Consider the following 16,427-nt stretch of genomic DNA (forward strand, 5'->3'; position numbering starts at 1 on the left):
CCCGCGGCCTGCAAGGGCGCCTCTCAGGGCAGCGCTTGCAGTATGCCCAGGGTCTCGGCGTCCGGCTCGCCGCTGTAGTTGCCGGGGCGATAGTGCATCTGGAATGCGGCAATGACACGGCGTGTCGCCGGGTCGAGCTGTCCGCTGTCGGGCACTTCGTAGCCGACGCGGCGCAGTTGCCGCTGGACCCAGGCGATGGGCGGCAAGCCCTCTTGTTCGAAGCGCAGGCGGTACTGGCGCGCCTTGTCGGCGTCATACCAGCGGCCTATGCCGGCGCGGGCCAGTTGCGCCCAGGGAAAGGCGGGGCCGGGGTCGGTCTTGCGTTGCGGGGCGATATCGCTATGCCCCACGATGTTGAAGGGCTTGATCTGGTGGCGCCGGATGATGCCGCGCAGCAGGGTGGTAAGTGTGGCGATCTGCGCGCGGCTATAGGGCGCCCAGCGGCCATCGCCGAGCGGTCCGCGGTTGACGATTTCTATGCCTATGGAACTGGCGTTCAAGTCGCTGCGGCCATACCAGGAACTCTCGCCGGCGTGCCAGGCGCGGCGGTTCTCGTCGACCAGTTGGTAGACATGTGGCGTGGGCGCATCGGTGATCAGATAGTGGCTGCTGACGTTGCCGCGCGACAGGATATCCAGCGCGGCGATATTGTTGGCCACGGTGTAGTGCAGGACGACGATGCTGACGCGGCTGTCCTGGCTCTTGGCCTGGATGCTGTGGTCTATGTGCAGGGTTGCCGGCCCTCGGGCGGCGCAGGCGGCCAGCAGCACCGCCAGGGCGGCCGTCGCCAGGCAGCGCAAGGCGCGTGCGGGGGCGGGCGGGCGCGCCCGCCCCTCGCCGCGAGACATTCTCGTCGAGGGGGGAATCGCGCAGCCTGCGGGCGCCCGGGCGCGTTCGCCGCCGCGCGGCATCGCTAGCGGGAAAAGGGCCGCGCGTCTTCCGTCGGATGGCCCTGCGCGCATGCTGTGTTCCATGGACGAGCCTCGCCTCAGCGCGCCGCCAGGAACAGGAACAGGGTGGGCAGCTTGCCCAGTTCCGGGGCGGCCCGGCCGTTCCAGTCGGACACGGCGCGAGTCTGGATCCATTCGTCGCGCGTGGTCAGGGCGCGCGCCACGCACAGCCGGGTGCTGCCCTTCAGGCTGCGGCACAAGGCCTCGAACAGGGCGGCATTGCGATAGGGGGTTTCTATCATGATCTGAGTCTGTTCCTGCTTGCGCGAGATGTCTTCCCAGGCTCGCAGGCGCTGCGTGCGTTCGGCGGCGTCGACGGGCGCGTAGCCGTGGAAGGCGAAACGCTGGCCGTCCAGGCCGCTGGCCATCAGCCCGAGCAGGATGGACGAGGGGCCGACCCAGGGGCGTACGCGCAAACCCATGCCATGCGCCAGCGCGACCACGCGCGCGCCGGGGTCGGCCACGGCCGGGCAGCCGGCCTCGGACACCAGGCCGATGTCGCCGCCGGCGAGCAGGGGCTGCAGCCAGGCGCGCATCTGCGCGGCGTCGGTCTTGCGGTCCAGGGTGTGGATGACGATGTCCTGCAGGGGCGCGTGGGTGCCGATGAGCTTGAGAAAGGCCCGGGCGGTCCGGGCGTTTTCGGCAATATAGGTGGTAAGGCCCGCGGCGAGCTCGCGCGCGGCCTGCGGCAGCCAGAGTTCGGGCGCGGCCTCGCCCAGTCCGACGGGAATCAGGTGCAGTATGCCGCCGCGCCTGTCGTCTTTCGGGGCGAGCGGGGCTTGTGGCGCTTGTTGTGGCGCCGGCCTGCTCATTTGGCCTCCCGCAAGGGGTCGAAGCCGAACGAGCGCAGCATGCCGGTCAGGGCGATGAGCGGCAGGCCGACGATGGCGGTGGGGTCGTCGGAGCGTATTTCTTCCATGAGCACGATGCCCAGGCTTTCGGCCTTGGCGCTGCCGGCCGTGTCGTAGGGCTCTTCCAGGCGCAGGTAGGCGTCGATCGCGGCGTCGTCCAGCTCGCGGAAGCGGCACCAGGTGACCACGTCGGCGATTTCGCGGCGGCGGCCGTCGGTGACGCACAGCGCGCTGTGGAATTCGACGGTGCGTCCGCTGAGCCTGCGCAGTTGGGCGCGGGCGCGTTCGGGATTGCCGGGTTTGCCTATCGGGTCGCCATCGACCGTGGCGACTTGGTCGGAACCTATCAGCAGGGCGCCGGGGTGCCGCGCGGCGACCGCGTCGGCCTTGGCGGCGGAAAGCCGCAGCGCCAGCTCGGCCGGGTGTTCGCCGGGGCGCGGGGTTTCGTCGACGTCGGGCGAGATGGCTTCGAAGGGCACGCGCAGGCGTGCCAGCATGGCTGTGCGATAACGGGAACTGGAGGCCAGGATGAGACGCATGCGGGATATGTCTGGTTTGGTTTGACTAGAAAAGGCTGAAGGCGCTATTATCTAATGTTTTTGCCGGTTTTTGGAAAGCCTCTAGGCAAGGAAGTTTAATGAGAGGCGGCCAGGGCCAGTGTAGGTGAAGGGGCCAGTGGGCCTGGATCCAAGTGTAGGCTTGGCTAGGCCTGTAGGTTTGGGCCCCGGGGGTTTTTAGGGGCCTATAGTGGGCCTGCAGGGGACCCAAAAGGGGCCCATAGGCCCGGCACACTGGTAATTGGTAGGGCAGGGGAAGGGTACGGCCATGGGTGTTTCCGCCCCTTATATCGACACATATGAACTGACGCGCCTGGGGCAGCGGCTCGAAGGCCACACCCCGTTGCGGCAGTTTGCGCGCCTGGTCGAAGGTTTGCCCGACCAGGGCGATGCGCAGGCCGATTGGTCCTTGCGCGGCGAACAGGATGCATTGGGGCGCCGCTTTCTGCACTTGCAGGTGGCGGCGGGGCTCGTGCTGGAATGCCAGCGCTGCCTGGCGCCCTTCGTGTTGCGGCTGGATGCGTCCAGCCGGCTGGAAGTGGTGTCCAAGGCGGCCGATCTCGACGACGAGAGCGGCGACGAAGGCGAAGAGCCTGTCGAGCGCATCCTGGCTTCGCGGCGCCTGGACGTATTGGCGCTCGTCGAGGACGAATTGATCCTCGGCGTGCCGTATGTGCCCAAGCACGATGTGTGCCCCGATGCGCCGCGGCCGCCCGATGATGTCGCGGGCGGCGCCGAAGCCGAAAGCGGCCCGGGCAAGCCTTCGCCGTTCGCGGTGTTGGGCGGGCTGAAAAAGAATTGAGTTTTTTCGATTAACTTGCAGGTACAATTGCGACCTGTTTTCCAGGAGTCATCATGGCTGTTCAACAAAACAAGAAGAGTCCGTCCAAACGCGGCATGCACCGCTCGCACGACTTTTTGTCCGGTCCGGCAACGGCGGTCGAGCCCACCTCGGGCGAACTGCACCTGCGCCATCACATCAGCCCCAACGGCATCTATCGCGGCCGCAAGGTCGTCAAGACCAAGAACGACGAATAATCACGCTGCGAGCGCGGCCGTAGTGCCTTGTCCACGACGCTAGGCGGCCCGCGCTTCCGATGGCTACAACCGTGATTCGAATCGCTATCGATTGCATGGGCGGGGACATCGGCTTGCCGGTCACGATTCCGGCTGCGCGCCAGTTCGCGCAGAAGAACCCGGATACGCGTTTCCTGCTGGTCGGTGACGAGGCCGCCATACGCGCCATGTTGGACCAGCAGGGCCGCGACGCCAGCGACTGGTGCCAGATCCTGCCCGCTTCCGAGGTCGTCTCCATGGACGACTCGGTCGAGGTGGCATTGCGCCGCAAGAAAGACTCGTCCATGCGGGTCGCCGCTCAGGCCGTCAAGGACGGCCTGGCCGATGCCTGCATATCCGCGGGCAATACCGGCGCCTGGATGGCCATCACCCGCTACGTGCTCAAGACGCTCGACGGCATCGACCGTCCCGCCATCGCCACTTTCATCCCGAACCAGACGGGCGGGGCGACCACCATGCTCGACCTGGGCGCCAATGTCGACTGCACCGCAGAACACCTGCTGCAGTTCGCCATCATGGGCGCGGCTCTGGCCAAGACGGTGGACCACCGCGAGCAGCCCACCATAGGGCTGCTCAATATCGGCGAGGAAGTCATCAAGGGCAATGAGGTGGTCAAGCAGGCCGCCGAGCTGCTGCGCGCCAGCGGGCTGAATTTCTACGGCAACGTGGAAGGCGACGACATCTGCAAAGGCACCGTCGACGTGATCGTCTGCGACGGCTTCGTCGGCAATGTGGTGCTGAAATCGCTCGAAGGGCTGGCCCGCATGGTCGCCAACATGATGCGCCAGGAATTCAAGCGCGATCCGCTTTCGCTGCTGGCCGGCGCGCTGGCGACGCCGGTGCTCAATCGCTTCCGCGACAAGGTGGACAACCGGCGCTACAACGGCGCGGCGCTCCTGGGCCTGCGCGGCATCGTCTTCAAGAGCCACGGTTCGGCCGACATCTATGCCTTCGGCTGCGCATTGCGGCGCGCCCACGAAGCGGTGCAGAACGGCCTGCTTTCGGGCACGACCAGTGCCATCGACCATCTGCGCCAGAACCTGCAGGCCGCCGCGGAGCAGTCCGCCGCGCTCGCGCAGTCTCCCGTGCCCCAGGCGGGCACCTGACATGAAACTATCCCTGCGCTCGCTATCCGCCCGCGGCTCGTATGCCGCTGCGCCTGGGCAGCCGAGCGCCTGACGACATGAGACAGCACATGCCCTATGCCAAGATAACGGGGTCGGGAGGATGCCTGCCGCCCCGTATCGTATCCAATGACGAACTGGCCGCGGAACTGGCCGGCCGGGGCATAGAGACCTCGGACGAATGGATCGTCGAGCGCACCGGCATCCGCCAGCGCCATATCGCCGCGCCCGGCGTCAAGACCAGCGAACTGGCCACCGAGGCCGCGCGCCTGGCCATGCAGGATGCCGGCGTGCAGGCCGGCGACGTGGACTTGATCGTGCTGGCCACTTCGACCCCCGATTATGTGTTTCCCAGCACGGCCTGCCTGGTGCAAGCCAATCTGGGCATCAAGGGCGGCGCGGCCTTCGACGTGCAGGCGGTGTGCAGCGGTTTCGTCTATGCGCTGGCCACGGCCGAGGCCATGATCCGCGTCGGCCGGGCGCGCACGGCGCTGGTGATCGGCGCCGAGGTGTTCTCCAGCATCCTGGACTGGAGCGACCGCAGCACTTGCGTGCTGTTCGGCGATGGCGCCGGCGCGGTGGTCCTGCAGGCCAGCGACGAGCCCGGCATACTGGCCGCCCAGCTCAATGCCGATGGCAGCCAGATGAAGATATTGTGCGCGGCAGGCAATGTGTCGCACGGCAAGGTCGAAGGCGACCCCTTCCTGCGCATGGACGGGCAGGCCGTATTCAAGCTGGCGGTCACTTCCCTGGCCCGATCGGCCCGCGACGTCTGCGCGCAAGGGGGCGTGGAATTGTCCGACCTGGACTGGATGATCCCGCACCAGGCCAATGTGCGCATCCTCAATTTCCTGAGCCGCAAGCTGGGCGTGCCCGACGAAAAGGTCGTGGTCACGCTGGACAAGCACGCCAATACTTCGGCGGCCAGCGTGCCGCTGGCGCTGGACGCGGCACGCCGCGACGGCCGCGTGCGCAGCGGCGACCTGGTGCTGATGCAGGGCGTGGGCGGCGGCTTCACCTGGGGTTCCGTGCTGGCCCGAATGTAGAATGGAGAGCTAGCCGCGGCGCCGGGGCAGCCGCGCGGGCGCAGCGGATCTTCGCATCCGAAGCCGGACACAGCTATATATAAAACACGCCCCCAACGGAACGTTACGCTATGAAAATCGCCTTCGTATTCCCCGGGCAGGGATCGCAGTCGGTCGGCATGCTCGATGCCTGGACCGGCAACGAGGCCGTCGCCGGGGTACTGGCGCGCGCTTCGGCGGCGCTCGGGCAGGACCTCGGCGTCCTGATCGCCCAGGGGCCGGCCGAGCAGCTCAATCTCACCACCAACACGCAGCCGGCAATGCTGGCCAGCGCCGTGGCCGTCTACGAGGCCTGGATCGCGGCCGGCGGCCCCGTCCCCGAGATCGTGGCGGGCCACAGCCTGGGCGAGTACTCGGCCCTGACCGCGGCGGGTTCGCTGCGCCTGGAAGACGCCGTGCCGCTGGTGCGCGTGCGCGCCGATGCCATGCAGGCCGCGGTGCCCGTGGGCGCCGGCGGCATGGCCGCCGTGCTGGGGCTGGACGATGCCGCCGTGCTGGCGGCCTGCGCCGAGGCGGCCCAGGGCGAAGTGGTCGAGGCAGTCAATTTCAACGCGCCCGCGCAAGTGGTCATCGCCGGCCACAAGGCGGCGGTCGAGCGCGCCTGCGAACTGTGCCGCGCGGCCGGCGCCAAGCGCGCCCTGGTGCTGCCGGTGTCCGCGCCGTTCCATTCCCGGCTGCTGGAGCCCGCCGCCGCCGTATTGCAGCGCGCGCTGCAGGACATCGAGGTCGCCGCGCCGCGCATTCCCCTGATCAACAACGTCGACGTGGCCAGCCCGGCCGAACCCGCGGCCATCAAAGACGCGCTGGTGCGCCAGGCCTGGCACCCGGTGCGCTGGGTCGAAGTCGTGCAGGCCATGAAGGCGCGCGGCGTCACGCACGTCGTCGAATGCGGCCCGGGCAAGGTGCTCAATGGCCTGACCAAGCGCATAGACCGCGATCTGGTCGGCCTGGCGATCGCCGACCCGGCTTCCCTGCAGGCGGCTTTGGAAACTCTACGAGGATAGGCCATGCACGACGAACAACTCGAGGGCAAGCTGGCCCTGGTCACCGGAGCCACCCGCGGCATCGGCAAGGGCATTGCGCTGGAACTCGCCGCCCGGGGCGCGCGAGTGGTGGGCACCGCTACGTCGGCCGAAGGCGCTGCATCGATATCCGAGATGCTGGCCGCCTCGGGCGGGCGCGGCGTGGTGCTCAATGTCAACGATGCGGCCGCCTGCGACAAGCTGGTGGCCGAACTGGCGCAAGAAGGCGCCGGCCCGCAGATCCTGGTCAACAATGCCGGCATCACGCGCGACAACCTGGCCATGCGTCTGAAGGACGACGACTGGGACGCGGTGATCGAGACCAACCTGACGGCGGTCTTCCGCCTCTCGCGCGCGGTCATGAAGCCCATGATGAAGGCGCGCTGGGGCCGCATCATCTGCATCACCTCGGTGATCGGTTCCAGCGGCAATCCCGGCCAGGCCAATTATGCGGCGGCCAAGGCCGGCGTGGCCGGCATGGCGCGGGCGCTGGCGCGCGAGCTGGGCAGCCGCAACATCACGGTCAATTGCGTGGCCCCGGGCTTTATCGAAACCGACATGACGCGCGCCTTGAACGAGACGCAGACGGCGTCGATCCTGGCGCAGATCCCTCTGGGGCGCCTGGGTTCGGCGGCCGATGTGGCGCAGGCGGTGGCCTTTCTGGCCGGCCCGCAGGCGGCCTATATCACGGGCACTACAGTGCACGTCAACGGCGGGATGTATATGTAAGACTTGCGGCGCGCCGGTGCCCGAGGCATGGGCGCCGGCGCGCCGCGGTGGCGGCTGGTGCGCGGCAAGGGCTGGGCATGGGCCGGACGGGGTAAAATCCGTCCCATTGGAGGGTGTTCCGGGTTGACGGCGGGCGTCATGGGCGCAGGCAGCGGGCAAACCTGGAAATGCCGTTTTTTTATCTAGGCCAACAACTATAAATTTTTGCGTTTGGCTATAATTCGCGGGAATTTTCCCCATTTGGAGAACTGCATGGAAAGCATCGAACAGCGCGTCAAGAAGATCGTCGCTGAACAACTTGGCGTGAACGAAGCCGAGATCAAAAACGAATCTTCCTTCCTTGACGACCTCGGTGCCGATTCGCTCGATATGGTCGAGCTCGTGATGGCGCTCGAAGACGAATTCGAAACCGAGATTCCCGATGAAGAGGCCGAAAAGATCACGACGGTGCAGCAAGCTGTGGACTACATTTCGTCGCATAGCAAGCAGTAGTCCAACACTTTCGTGGCGCGGGTCCGGCGGTCGACCGGGCCTCACCGGGGCGGTTTCCGGAGAACATGCCTGTCGCTGCACCGCGCCTTGCGCGGGCGGCCGCATGTTCGCTGCGAACCGCCATTGTCATTTTTGAGGAGTCATACGTGAAGCGACGCGTCGTCATTACCGGCCTGGGCATCGTGTCCCCGGTCGGAAACGATATCGATAGCGCCTGGGACAATATCGTCAATGGCCGCTCGGGCATCCGGCGCATTTCGCGTTTCGATCCTACGGCATTCAATTCCCACATCGCGGGCGAAGTCCAGGATTTCGACGTCACGCAGGTCATTTCCGCCAAAGAAGCCAAGCAAATGGATACCTTCATCCATTACGGCCTGGCGGCCGGCACCCAGGCCTGGCGCGACTCCGGCCTGGAAGTCACGGAAGCCAATGCCCACCGCATGGGCGTCATCGTCGGCTCGGGCATAGGCGGCCTGCCGCGTATCGAAGAAACCGAGGCCGACTATCTCGAACGCGGCCCGCGCCGTATTTCGCCGTTTTTCGTCCCCGGTTCGCTGATCAACCTGGCGTCGGGCCAGTTGTCCATCCAGTTGGGCCTGAAAGGCCCCAGCTACGCCGTGGTCTCGGCCTGCACCACCGGCCTGCATTCCATCGGCGACGCGGCGCGCCTGATCGAATACGGCGATGCCGATGTCATGCTCGCGGGGGGCACCGAATCCACAGTGTCGCCGCTGGGCATAGGCGGCTTTGCCGCCATGCGCGCGCTGTCCACGCGCAACGACGACCCGGCCACTGCCTCGCGGCCCTGGGACCGCGACCGCGACGGCTTCGTGCTGGGCGAGGGCGCCGGGGTGCTGGTGCTGGAAGAATACGAGCATGCGCGCAAGCGCGGCGCCCGCATCTACGGCGAATTCGCCGGCTACGGCATGAGTTCCGACGCCCACCACATCACCGCGCCCGACCGCGAGGGGCCGCGCCGCGGCATTCTCAACGCGCTGCACAACGGCGGCGTCAATGCCGACGAGATCAGCTACGTGAATGCGCACGGCACGTCCACGCCGCTGGGCGACAAGAACGAAAGCGAGGCGCTCAAGCTCGCCTTCGGCGACCATGCCTACAAGCTGGTGGTCAATTCCACCAAGTCCATGACGGGCCACCTGCTGGGCGCCGCCGGCGGCATCGAAGCAGTCTTCACCACCCTGGCAATCCATCACCAGGTTTCGCCTCCGACCATCAACATCTTCAACCAGGATCCCGAATGTGACCTGGATTACTGCGCCAACCAGGCGCGCGACCTGAAGATCGACGTGGCCCTGTCGAATTCCTTCGGCTTTGGCGGAACCAACGGGTCGATGGTGGTCCGGCGGCTCTGAGGCCGGGCCGCGCCGTGATCCCTACGCAACGATGGCCGCTGCGCCTCCCTCTTTGGGCGGCGTTGGCGGCCTCGGGCCTGGGCGTGGCGGCCTTCCTGTCCTTGTGGCTGGCCTGCGGGCCCTATGCCGCCGTCGGCTTGTCGGCGGCCGTCGCCTGGCTTTGCGCGCGCCGGCCCGGGCGCGGCGCATACCGCCGCGCCTGTCTCGAGCTGGATCCTGTACACGGCTGGATGTTGCAGTGCGGCACCGAGCGGCGCCGGCTGCGCTTATTGCGCGTCTGGCCGGCCTGCGGCTGGGTGAGCCTGCGCTTCGCGGCTTCCTCGCCGTCGGGGTCGGGCGGGCCCGCCATCGACAGAGAACAGGGCGCAAAGCCGCCGGCATGGCAGGGCGCGGCAGCGTTCTTGCGCTTCGGCCGTGCCCCCGTTTCAAAGGAAAACATGCTTGAATTGACCGTCTGGAAATCCGCCGTGCCGGCCGAAGGCTGGCGCCGTTTGCGGGTTGCGATCGCCGGCCTGCCGGCGCGGCCGGCCGTCCTGGCCAGGAGCGCCGCCCCATGAGCGAACGCGATGTGGATGCCGAGCTGGTCCAGCGCGTGCAGCGCGGCGACAAGCGCGCCTTCGATCTGCTGGTCCTGAAGTACCAGCGCAAGATCATGCGCCTGCTGTCGCGCATGATACGCGAGCCCGGCGAGGTCGAGGACGTCGCCCAGGAGGCCTTCATCAAGGCCTACCGGGCCTTGCCGCAATTCCGTGGCGACAGCGCTTTTTACACCTGGCTGTACCGCATCGCCATCAATACGGCGCGCAACTGGCAGGCCGCCAATGGCCGCCGGCCCAGCGCGCCCAGCGTAATTGAAACCGAAGATGGTGAAACTTTTAGTCAAATCGACAACCTAACCGATATCAGTACGCCGGAATCCATGATGGCAAGCCGCCAGATCGTCGACACGGTCAATGCGGCCATCGATGCTTTACCGGAGGAATTGCGTACGGCTATCGTGTTACGTGAAATAGAAGGTATGAGCTACGAAGATATCGCCCAGAGCATGGACTGTCCCATCGGGACAGTGCGTTCGCGCATTTTCCGTGCCCGCGAAGCCATCGCAGCCCAATTGCGCCCCGTTCTGGGCAACGATGCCGAGCGCCGCTGGTAAGGAGATCAACATGCAAGTCGTGGCTAAAACCCTGCGGGACGAAGAGCAGCTTTCCTGGGAATCCTCCGTTTCGGTATGGATGGACGGCGAAAACGGCGATATCCGCCCCGAAGACCTGGATTCTCCTTATGGGCGCCAGGTGTGGGATACCTATCATCTCATCGGCGATGTGCTGCGCAGCGAAGAGCTGGCGGTCAAGCCGTCCGATCTGTTCTATGCGCGCCTGTCCAAGGCGCTCGATGCCGAGCCTTCCATCGTGGCGCCGCAGCGCCGCCGTTACACTTCGGTGCGGCTGGGGCTGTCGGGGCTCGCTGTAGCCGCCGCGGTGGCTTCCGTGGCCTGGGTGGCGCTGCCGTATTTCAGCGGAGGCGGGGCTGCGCAGCAGGCGGCCTCGACCCAGGTGGTGGCCAGCGCCGGCGACGATGCCAGCCTGCGCGACTATCTCGCGGCCCATAGCCAGATAGCCGGGGTCGGCCCGGTGCGCCAGGTCTCCTTCGATGCGGGAGACGCGCGCTGATGAGGGATGCCGTTCATCTTCCCCAAGGCGCCTGGCGAGGCGCGCACCGGGCCACGGCCCGGCGCCATTGCCTGCCGCTGCTGGTGGCGCTGGCCGGGGCTCTGGCCGGCACTTGCGCCCGGGCCGAAGCGCCGGCCGACGCCGCAGATTCCATAGTCGCCGTGCTGCAAAAGGTGCAGGACGCGGCACGAACCAATGACTATGCCGGCGTATTCACCTACCAGGAAGGCGCGCTGCTGCAGTCCACGCGGGTGGTGCACATGGTCGACGGCACCGGCGAGCGCGAGTTGCTCGATACGCTGGACGGCCCGCCGCGCGAGTTCATCCGGCACAATGAACAGGTGCAGTACCTGATCCCGGAAAAAAAGCTCATCGTCATCCTGCCGCGCCGCGGCGACCGGTTTCCCGGCGTGCTGCTGGGCGATGGCAAGTCGATTCCGGCGCATTACACTCTGACCCGGGACGGGCATGAGTCGCGCGTGGCCGGACGCGAATGCAATATGCTGGAACTGCGCCCGCGCGATGCGGCGCGCTACGGCTACAGGTTGTGCACCGATACGGCCACCAGTCTGCTGCTCAAGGCCCAGACGCTGGACCCTCACCACGGGGTGATCGACCAGGTGTCGTTCACGTCGCTGCACGTCGGCCCCGGCATCTCCGCCGACGAATTGAATTCACACTGGAAGACCCAGGGATGGCGGGTGCATCAGGCATCGGTCGAGCCCGTGGATCTGTCCAAGCAAGGCTGGCGCATTCCCGCGCCGCCGGGGTTTCAGGCCGTGACGCAAGTCACACGCTCCATGCGGGCGGGCCGGCAGGTCAGCCAGTTGGTGCTGTCCGACGGGCTGGCGGCCATTTCGGTGTTCATCGAGCCCATGGGCCCCGCGCACGACGCGGTTCCGCCCAAAGGGGCCGTGCACAAGGGAGCAATGAATATTTTTGGCACGAGAATCGGCGACCACTGGCTCACCGCCATAGGCGAGGTGCCGGTGGATACGTTGCGCGACATCGCGCAGCGCACCGAATACGTGCCGTTGATTGCTCCTCAACCTCGATAGACAAGGAGTCTTATGATGCTTTCCACATTAGCAGCCGACCGTAGAATCAGACGAATAATGGCATCGGCATCGCTTTCCGCGCTGCTGGCATTTTCCGCCGCGGGTCCGGCGCAGGCCCAGCCGACGGCACCGACGCTGGCGCTGCCCGATTTCACTTCCGTGGTGGCCAAGACCGAAAAATCGGTGGTCAATATACGCACGACCGAGGCCGTGCCGGTTCGTCCCCAGGGCATGGGCCCCGACAGCAACGACCCCTATGACATGTTCCGCTGGTTCTTCGGGCCCGACTTCCAGATGCCCGGCATGCCGCCGCCGCGCCAGCACAAAATGCCCAACTCCAGCTCCAAGCAGAAAGAACGCACCGTCCCGCGCGGCGTTGGTTCGGGCTTCTTCATTTCTTCCGACGGCTATATCCTGACCAATAACCACGTGGTGGCCGATTCCAACGGCATTTTCGTGACGCTCACCAACGGCAAGGAATACAAGGCCAAGGTGATAGGCACCGATCCGCGCACCGACATCGCGCTGATCAAGATCGACGCCAAGGACATGCCGCCGCTGCAGATCGGCGATTCGGACCAGCTCAAGAAAGGGCAGTGGGTGCTGGCCATCGGCTCGCCTTTCGGCCTGGATTCCACCGTCACGGCCGGCATCGTCAGCGCCATCAACCGCGACACCGGCGATTACCTGCCCTTCATTCAGACCGACGTGGCGGTCAATCCCGGCAATTCCGGCGGCCCGCTGATCAACCTGGCTGGCCAGGTGGTCGGGATCAACTCGCAAATCATCTCGCAAAGCGGGGGCTTCATGGGGATTTCCCTGGCCATTCCGATCGATGAGGTCATGCGCGTGGTCGAGCAATTGAAGGCCCACGGCAAAGTGACGCGCGGACGCATAGGCGTGCAGATCGGCCAGGTCAGCGACGACGTCGCCAAGGCCATAGGCCTGAGCAAGGCCGAAGGCGCCATGGTCAGCAATGTGGAACGCAGCAGCCCCGCCGCCGACGCCGGCGTCCAGCCTGGCGATGTCATCACCCGCTTCGGCGGCAAGAACATTGCGCACTGGACGGATCTGCCTCGCATGGTCGGCTCGACTCAGCCCGGCACCCGCGTGGCCATGGATGTCTGGCGCAAGGGCAAGACCGTCACCCTGAACGTCAAGGTAGGCGAAATGCCCGCCACGCCGAGCAAGGCCAAGTCCAGCCAGGAAGAGCCCAAGGCCGTGCCTAGCGATTCCCTGGGCCTGAAGGTCAAGGCGGTGCCGGCCGACGTGCGCAGCAAAGACCAGCTCAAGGGCGGCGTGCAGGTTACCGCGGTCGAAGAGCCCGCGGCCACGGCAGGCCTGAACGTGGGCGACATCATCCTGACCGTCAACAACGAGGACGTCACCGGCCCCGAGCAGTTCGCCAAGCTGGTGTCGCACCTGAAGAGTGGCCAGACGGCGGCGCTGCTGGTTTTGCGCGGCGACCAGACCCAATGGGTCACCATAGTGCCCGGAAAATGAGCGTAGTTGCCGGAAACGGCTAAAATGGCGGGATCGCCGAGGAGCGCAACTCTATGCGCTCCTTTTTTTGCTTCGTCACAATCTTTGCCCGCTGCCCGCGAGTTTTCCCGGTTTATGGATCATATCCGCAACTTTTCGATAATCGCCCACATAGATCACGGCAAATCCACCCTGGCCGACCGCCTGATCCAACGTTGCGGAGGGCTGGCCGACCGCGAAATGTCCTCGCAAGTGCTCGATTCCATGGATATCGAGCGCGAGCGGGGCATTACCATCAAGGCCCAGACGGCGGCGCTGCAATACAAGGCTCATGACGGCCGCGTCTACGCGCTGAACCTCATCGACACCCCGGGGCACGTCGACTTCTCCTATGAAGTCAGCCGTTCGCTGTCGGCCTGCGAAGGCGCCTTGCTGGTGGTCGACGCCTCGCAGGGGGTGGAAGCGCAGACCGTGGCCAATTGCTACACCGCCATCGAACTGGGCGTGGAAGTCATCCCGGTGCTGAACAAGATGGACCTGCCCTCGGCCGACCCGGACGCCGCGCGCCAGGAAGTCGAGGACGTGATCGGCATCGACGCCTCCGACGCGGTGCTGGCCAGCGCCAAGACCGGCATGGGCATCGACGAGATCCTCGAGCAGATCGTCGCGCGGGTGCCGGCGCCGCGGGGCGACGCCGCCGCGCCGCTGCAGGCGCTGATCATCGATTCCTGGTTCGACAACTACGTGGGCGTGGTGATGCTGGTGCGCCTGGTCAACGGCACCCTGCGTCCCAAGGACAAGCTGCTGCTGATGGCCACCGGGGCCACCCACTTGTGCGAGCAGATCGGGGTGTTCACGCCCAAGTCCGAGGCGCGCAAGGAAATGAGCGCCGGCGAGGTGGGCTTCGTGATCGCCGGCATCAAGGAACTCGAGCATGCCAAGGTCGGCGACACCTTGACCTTGGCGGCGCGGCCGGCCTCGCAGGCGCTGCCCGGCTTCAAGGAAGTCAAGCCGCAGGTTTTCGCCGGCCTGTATCCGGTCGAGAGCAGCGAATACGACCAGTTGCGCGATTCCCTGGAAAAACTGAAGCTCAACGATTCCTCGCTGATGTTCGAGCCCGAGGTGTCGCAGGCCCTGGGCTTCGGCTTTCGCTGCGGCTTTCTCGGCCTGCTGCACATGGAGATCGTGCAAGAGCGCCTGGAGCGCGAGTTCGACATGGACATCATCACCACCGCGCCCTCGGTGGTGTACGAGGTGGTGCAGCGCGACGGCACGGAACTGATGATCGAAAGCCCCTCGCGCATGCCCGAGGTCGGGCAGATCGCCGAGATCCGCGAGCCTATCGTCAGCGTCACCTTGTTCATGCCGCAGGAATATGTCGGCCCGGTAATGTCTCTGTGCACCAACAAGCGCGGCGTGCAGATCAACATGGCCTATCACGGCCGGCAAGTGCACCTCACCTACGAGATCCCGCTAGCCGAGATCGTGCTCGATTTCTTCGACAAACTGAAGTCGGTGTCGCGCGGCTACGCCTCGATGGACTACGAGTTCAAGGAATACCGTGCCGCCGATGTGGTGCGGGTCGATTTGCTCATCAACGGCGACCGGGTGGACGCGCTTTCCATGATCGTGCATCGCGCCAATGCCCGCTATCGCGGGCGCGAGGTAGTCTCGAAGATGCGCGGGCTGATTCCGCGGCAGATGTTCGACGTCGCCATCCAGGCGGCCATAGGCGCCGAAGTCATCGCCCGCGAGAACGTCAAGGCGCTGCGCAAGAACGTGCTGGCCAAGTGCTATGGCGGCGACATCACCCGCAAGAAGAAGCTGCTGGAAAAGCAGAAGGCGGGCAAGAAGCGCATGAAGCAGGTCGGCAGCGTCGAAATCCCCCAGGAGGCGTTCCTGGCGATCCTGCAGGTCGAAGACAAATAATGCGGATGCGCGACCATGGAGAAGGCCGGCGCGTTGCCGCGTCCCGCGGCGCCGGCCGTGCTGTACGCGGCCGGGCGCCAGGCTGGCTTCATGAGTACGAAACCGTATAAGAAATCAACGAGGACGATATGTTTGGTATGAGCTGGGATTTTGCGCTGATTCTTTTCGTGCTGCTGGTCATCACCGGCCTGGTCTGGTGCCTGGACATATTCGTGCTGCGCGCGCGGCGCCGCGCTGCCGCCGAGCAGGCCGTGGCCAACGTCCAGTATGCCGCCGACGGCATGGACGCGCAGGCTGCCGAGCGCCTGCGCCAGGAGGCGCGCGACAAGGCCTTGCGGCCTTCCTGGTGGGTGGAGTATTCGGTCAGCTTTTTCCCGGTGATACTGTTCGTATTCGTGCTGCGCTCTTTCGTGGTGGAGCCCTTTCGCATTCCCTCGGGATCGATGCTGCCCACGCTGGAAGACGGCGACCTGATCCTGGTCAACAAGTTCCAGTACGGCATACGCCTGCCCGTCATCGACAAGAAGGTCATCGACATCGGCTCGCCCAAGCGCGGCGATGTCATGGTGTTCCGCTATCCTGTAGACCCCAGCGTGGACTACATCAAGCGCGTGGTAGGCCTGCCTGGAGACGTGGTGTTCTACCAGAACAAAGTGCTGTCGATCAACGGCAAGGTGGTGGCACATGTGCGCGACGGCGACTACTTCGAGCCGGACCGCTCCGCCTATGTCGGGCGCTACACTGAACAATTGGGGACGGTCAGCCACAGCATATTGCTGAACAAGGAAGCCCCCCAAGACTTTATGCCGATTTCGGATTATCCTTACCGTAACAATTGCCAATACTTGGTCAACGGGGTGCGCTGTACGGTGCCCCCGGGCCATTACTTCATGATGGGCGACAACCGCGACAATAGCCTGGACAGCCGCTATTGGGGCTTCGTCCCCGACCGCAACATCGTCGGGCGCGCGTTTTTCATCTGGATGAATTTCGGCAAGCCCAGCCGCATAGGCTTTTTTCACTAG

The 16,427-nt window shown here is 65.6% G+C and carries 18 protein-coding genes; 15 read left to right on the forward strand and 3 right to left on the reverse strand.

All coding sequences use genetic code 11. The annotated features are described in order from the left end of the window. Positions 1–23: 23 nt before the first annotated feature. The 3 genes from KVP10_RS10045 to KVP10_RS10055 form a co-directional block, all read right to left on the reverse strand. Positions 24–848 (reverse strand): N-acetylmuramoyl-L-alanine amidase, encoded by an 825-nt coding sequence (locus KVP10_RS10045; protein ID WP_217964404.1) that lies wholly within the window; start codon positions 846–848, stop codon positions 24–26. A 140-nt stretch (positions 849–988) separates the two neighbouring features. Beyond that, the gene (locus KVP10_RS10050; RefSeq protein WP_246600516.1) at positions 989–1,762 is read right to left on the reverse strand and encodes an SAM-dependent methyltransferase; all 774 of its coding nucleotides are present in this window, start codon (positions 1,760–1,762) and stop codon (positions 989–991) included. Next, complete coding sequence (locus tag KVP10_RS10055; protein ID WP_217964405.1) at positions 1,759–2,340, reverse strand: Maf family nucleotide pyrophosphatase; 582 nt, start codon at positions 2,338–2,340, stop codon at positions 1,759–1,761. The genes KVP10_RS10050 and KVP10_RS10055 overlap by 4 nt, the downstream gene beginning before the upstream one ends. Before the next feature lie 286 nt (positions 2,341–2,626). Here KVP10_RS10055 and KVP10_RS10060 point away from each other — a divergent pair, with 286 nt between their 5' ends. From KVP10_RS10060 to lepB, 15 genes are all read left to right on the forward strand, one after another. Continuing rightward, positions 2,627–3,160, forward strand: coding sequence for a YceD family protein (locus KVP10_RS10060; protein WP_217964406.1), 534 nt, complete (start codon positions 2,627–2,629; stop codon positions 3,158–3,160). 53 nt (positions 3,161–3,213) lie between these two features. Next, a complete protein-coding gene (rpmF, locus tag KVP10_RS10065) occupies positions 3,214–3,396 on the forward strand; it encodes a 50S ribosomal protein L32 (RefSeq protein WP_217964407.1) in 183 nt (60 codons plus the stop codon). A gap of 71 nt (positions 3,397–3,467) precedes the next feature. After that, a complete protein-coding gene (plsX, locus tag KVP10_RS10070) occupies positions 3,468–4,541 on the forward strand; it encodes a phosphate acyltransferase PlsX (protein ID WP_217964408.1) in 1,074 nt (357 codons plus the stop codon). A 77-nt stretch (positions 4,542–4,618) separates the two neighbouring features. Next, positions 4,619–5,605: a beta-ketoacyl-ACP synthase III gene (locus KVP10_RS10075; protein ID WP_217964409.1), complete on the forward strand. Its 987-nt coding sequence runs from the start codon at positions 4,619–4,621 to the stop codon at positions 5,603–5,605. 110 nt (positions 5,606–5,715) lie between these two features. After that, positions 5,716–6,648 carry an ACP S-malonyltransferase gene (fabD, locus tag KVP10_RS10080; protein WP_217964410.1) on the forward strand — a complete coding sequence of 311 codons (933 nt, stop codon included), beginning with the start codon at positions 5,716–5,718 and terminating at the stop codon, positions 6,646–6,648. A gap of 3 nt (positions 6,649–6,651) precedes the next feature. After that, entirely contained in the window at positions 6,652–7,395 is a 744-nt protein-coding gene (gene fabG / locus KVP10_RS10085) for a 3-oxoacyl-ACP reductase FabG (protein WP_217964411.1), read from the forward strand. Between the two features lie 252 nt (positions 7,396–7,647). Next, positions 7,648–7,887 (forward strand): acyl carrier protein, encoded by a 240-nt coding sequence (acpP, locus tag KVP10_RS10090; RefSeq protein WP_013742768.1) that lies wholly within the window; start codon positions 7,648–7,650, stop codon positions 7,885–7,887. 146 nt (positions 7,888–8,033) lie between these two features. Next, positions 8,034–9,263: a beta-ketoacyl-ACP synthase II gene (gene fabF, locus KVP10_RS10095; RefSeq protein ID WP_217964412.1), complete on the forward strand. Its 1,230-nt coding sequence runs from the start codon at positions 8,034–8,036 to the stop codon at positions 9,261–9,263. 14 nt (positions 9,264–9,277) lie between these two features. Next, the gene (locus KVP10_RS10100) at positions 9,278–9,820 is read left to right on the forward strand and encodes a hypothetical protein (RefSeq protein WP_217964413.1); all 543 of its coding nucleotides are present in this window, start codon (positions 9,278–9,280) and stop codon (positions 9,818–9,820) included. Beyond that, on the forward strand, positions 9,817–10,416 hold the full coding sequence (gene rpoE / locus KVP10_RS10105; protein ID WP_217964414.1) for an RNA polymerase sigma factor RpoE: 600 nt from the start codon (positions 9,817–9,819) through the stop codon (positions 10,414–10,416). Before KVP10_RS10100 ends, rpoE begins: the two co-directional genes overlap by 4 nt. Before the next feature lie 10 nt (positions 10,417–10,426). Further along, on the forward strand, positions 10,427–10,933 hold the full coding sequence (locus KVP10_RS10110; protein ID WP_217964415.1) for a sigma-E factor negative regulatory protein: 507 nt from the start codon (positions 10,427–10,429) through the stop codon (positions 10,931–10,933). Further along, complete coding sequence (locus KVP10_RS10115) at positions 10,933–11,991, forward strand: MucB/RseB C-terminal domain-containing protein (RefSeq protein WP_217964416.1); 1,059 nt, start codon at positions 10,933–10,935, stop codon at positions 11,989–11,991. Before KVP10_RS10110 ends, KVP10_RS10115 begins: the two co-directional genes overlap by 1 nt. A 15-nt stretch (positions 11,992–12,006) precedes the next feature. Beyond that, entirely contained in the window at positions 12,007–13,494 is a 1,488-nt protein-coding gene (locus KVP10_RS10120; RefSeq protein ID WP_217964417.1) for a DegQ family serine endoprotease, read from the forward strand. Between the two features lie 114 nt (positions 13,495–13,608). Further along, on the forward strand, positions 13,609–15,402 hold the full coding sequence (lepA, locus tag KVP10_RS10125; RefSeq protein WP_217964418.1) for a translation elongation factor 4: 1,794 nt from the start codon (positions 13,609–13,611) through the stop codon (positions 15,400–15,402). Between the two features lie 137 nt (positions 15,403–15,539). Further along, the gene (gene lepB, locus KVP10_RS10130) at positions 15,540–16,427 is read left to right on the forward strand and encodes a signal peptidase I (RefSeq protein WP_217964419.1); all 888 of its coding nucleotides are present in this window, start codon (positions 15,540–15,542) and stop codon (positions 16,425–16,427) included.

Origin of the sequence: Candidimonas humi (genome assembly GCF_019166065.1) — a bacterium.
GTDB classification, from domain to species: Bacteria; Pseudomonadota; Gammaproteobacteria; order Burkholderiales; family Burkholderiaceae_B; genus Candidimonas; species Candidimonas humi.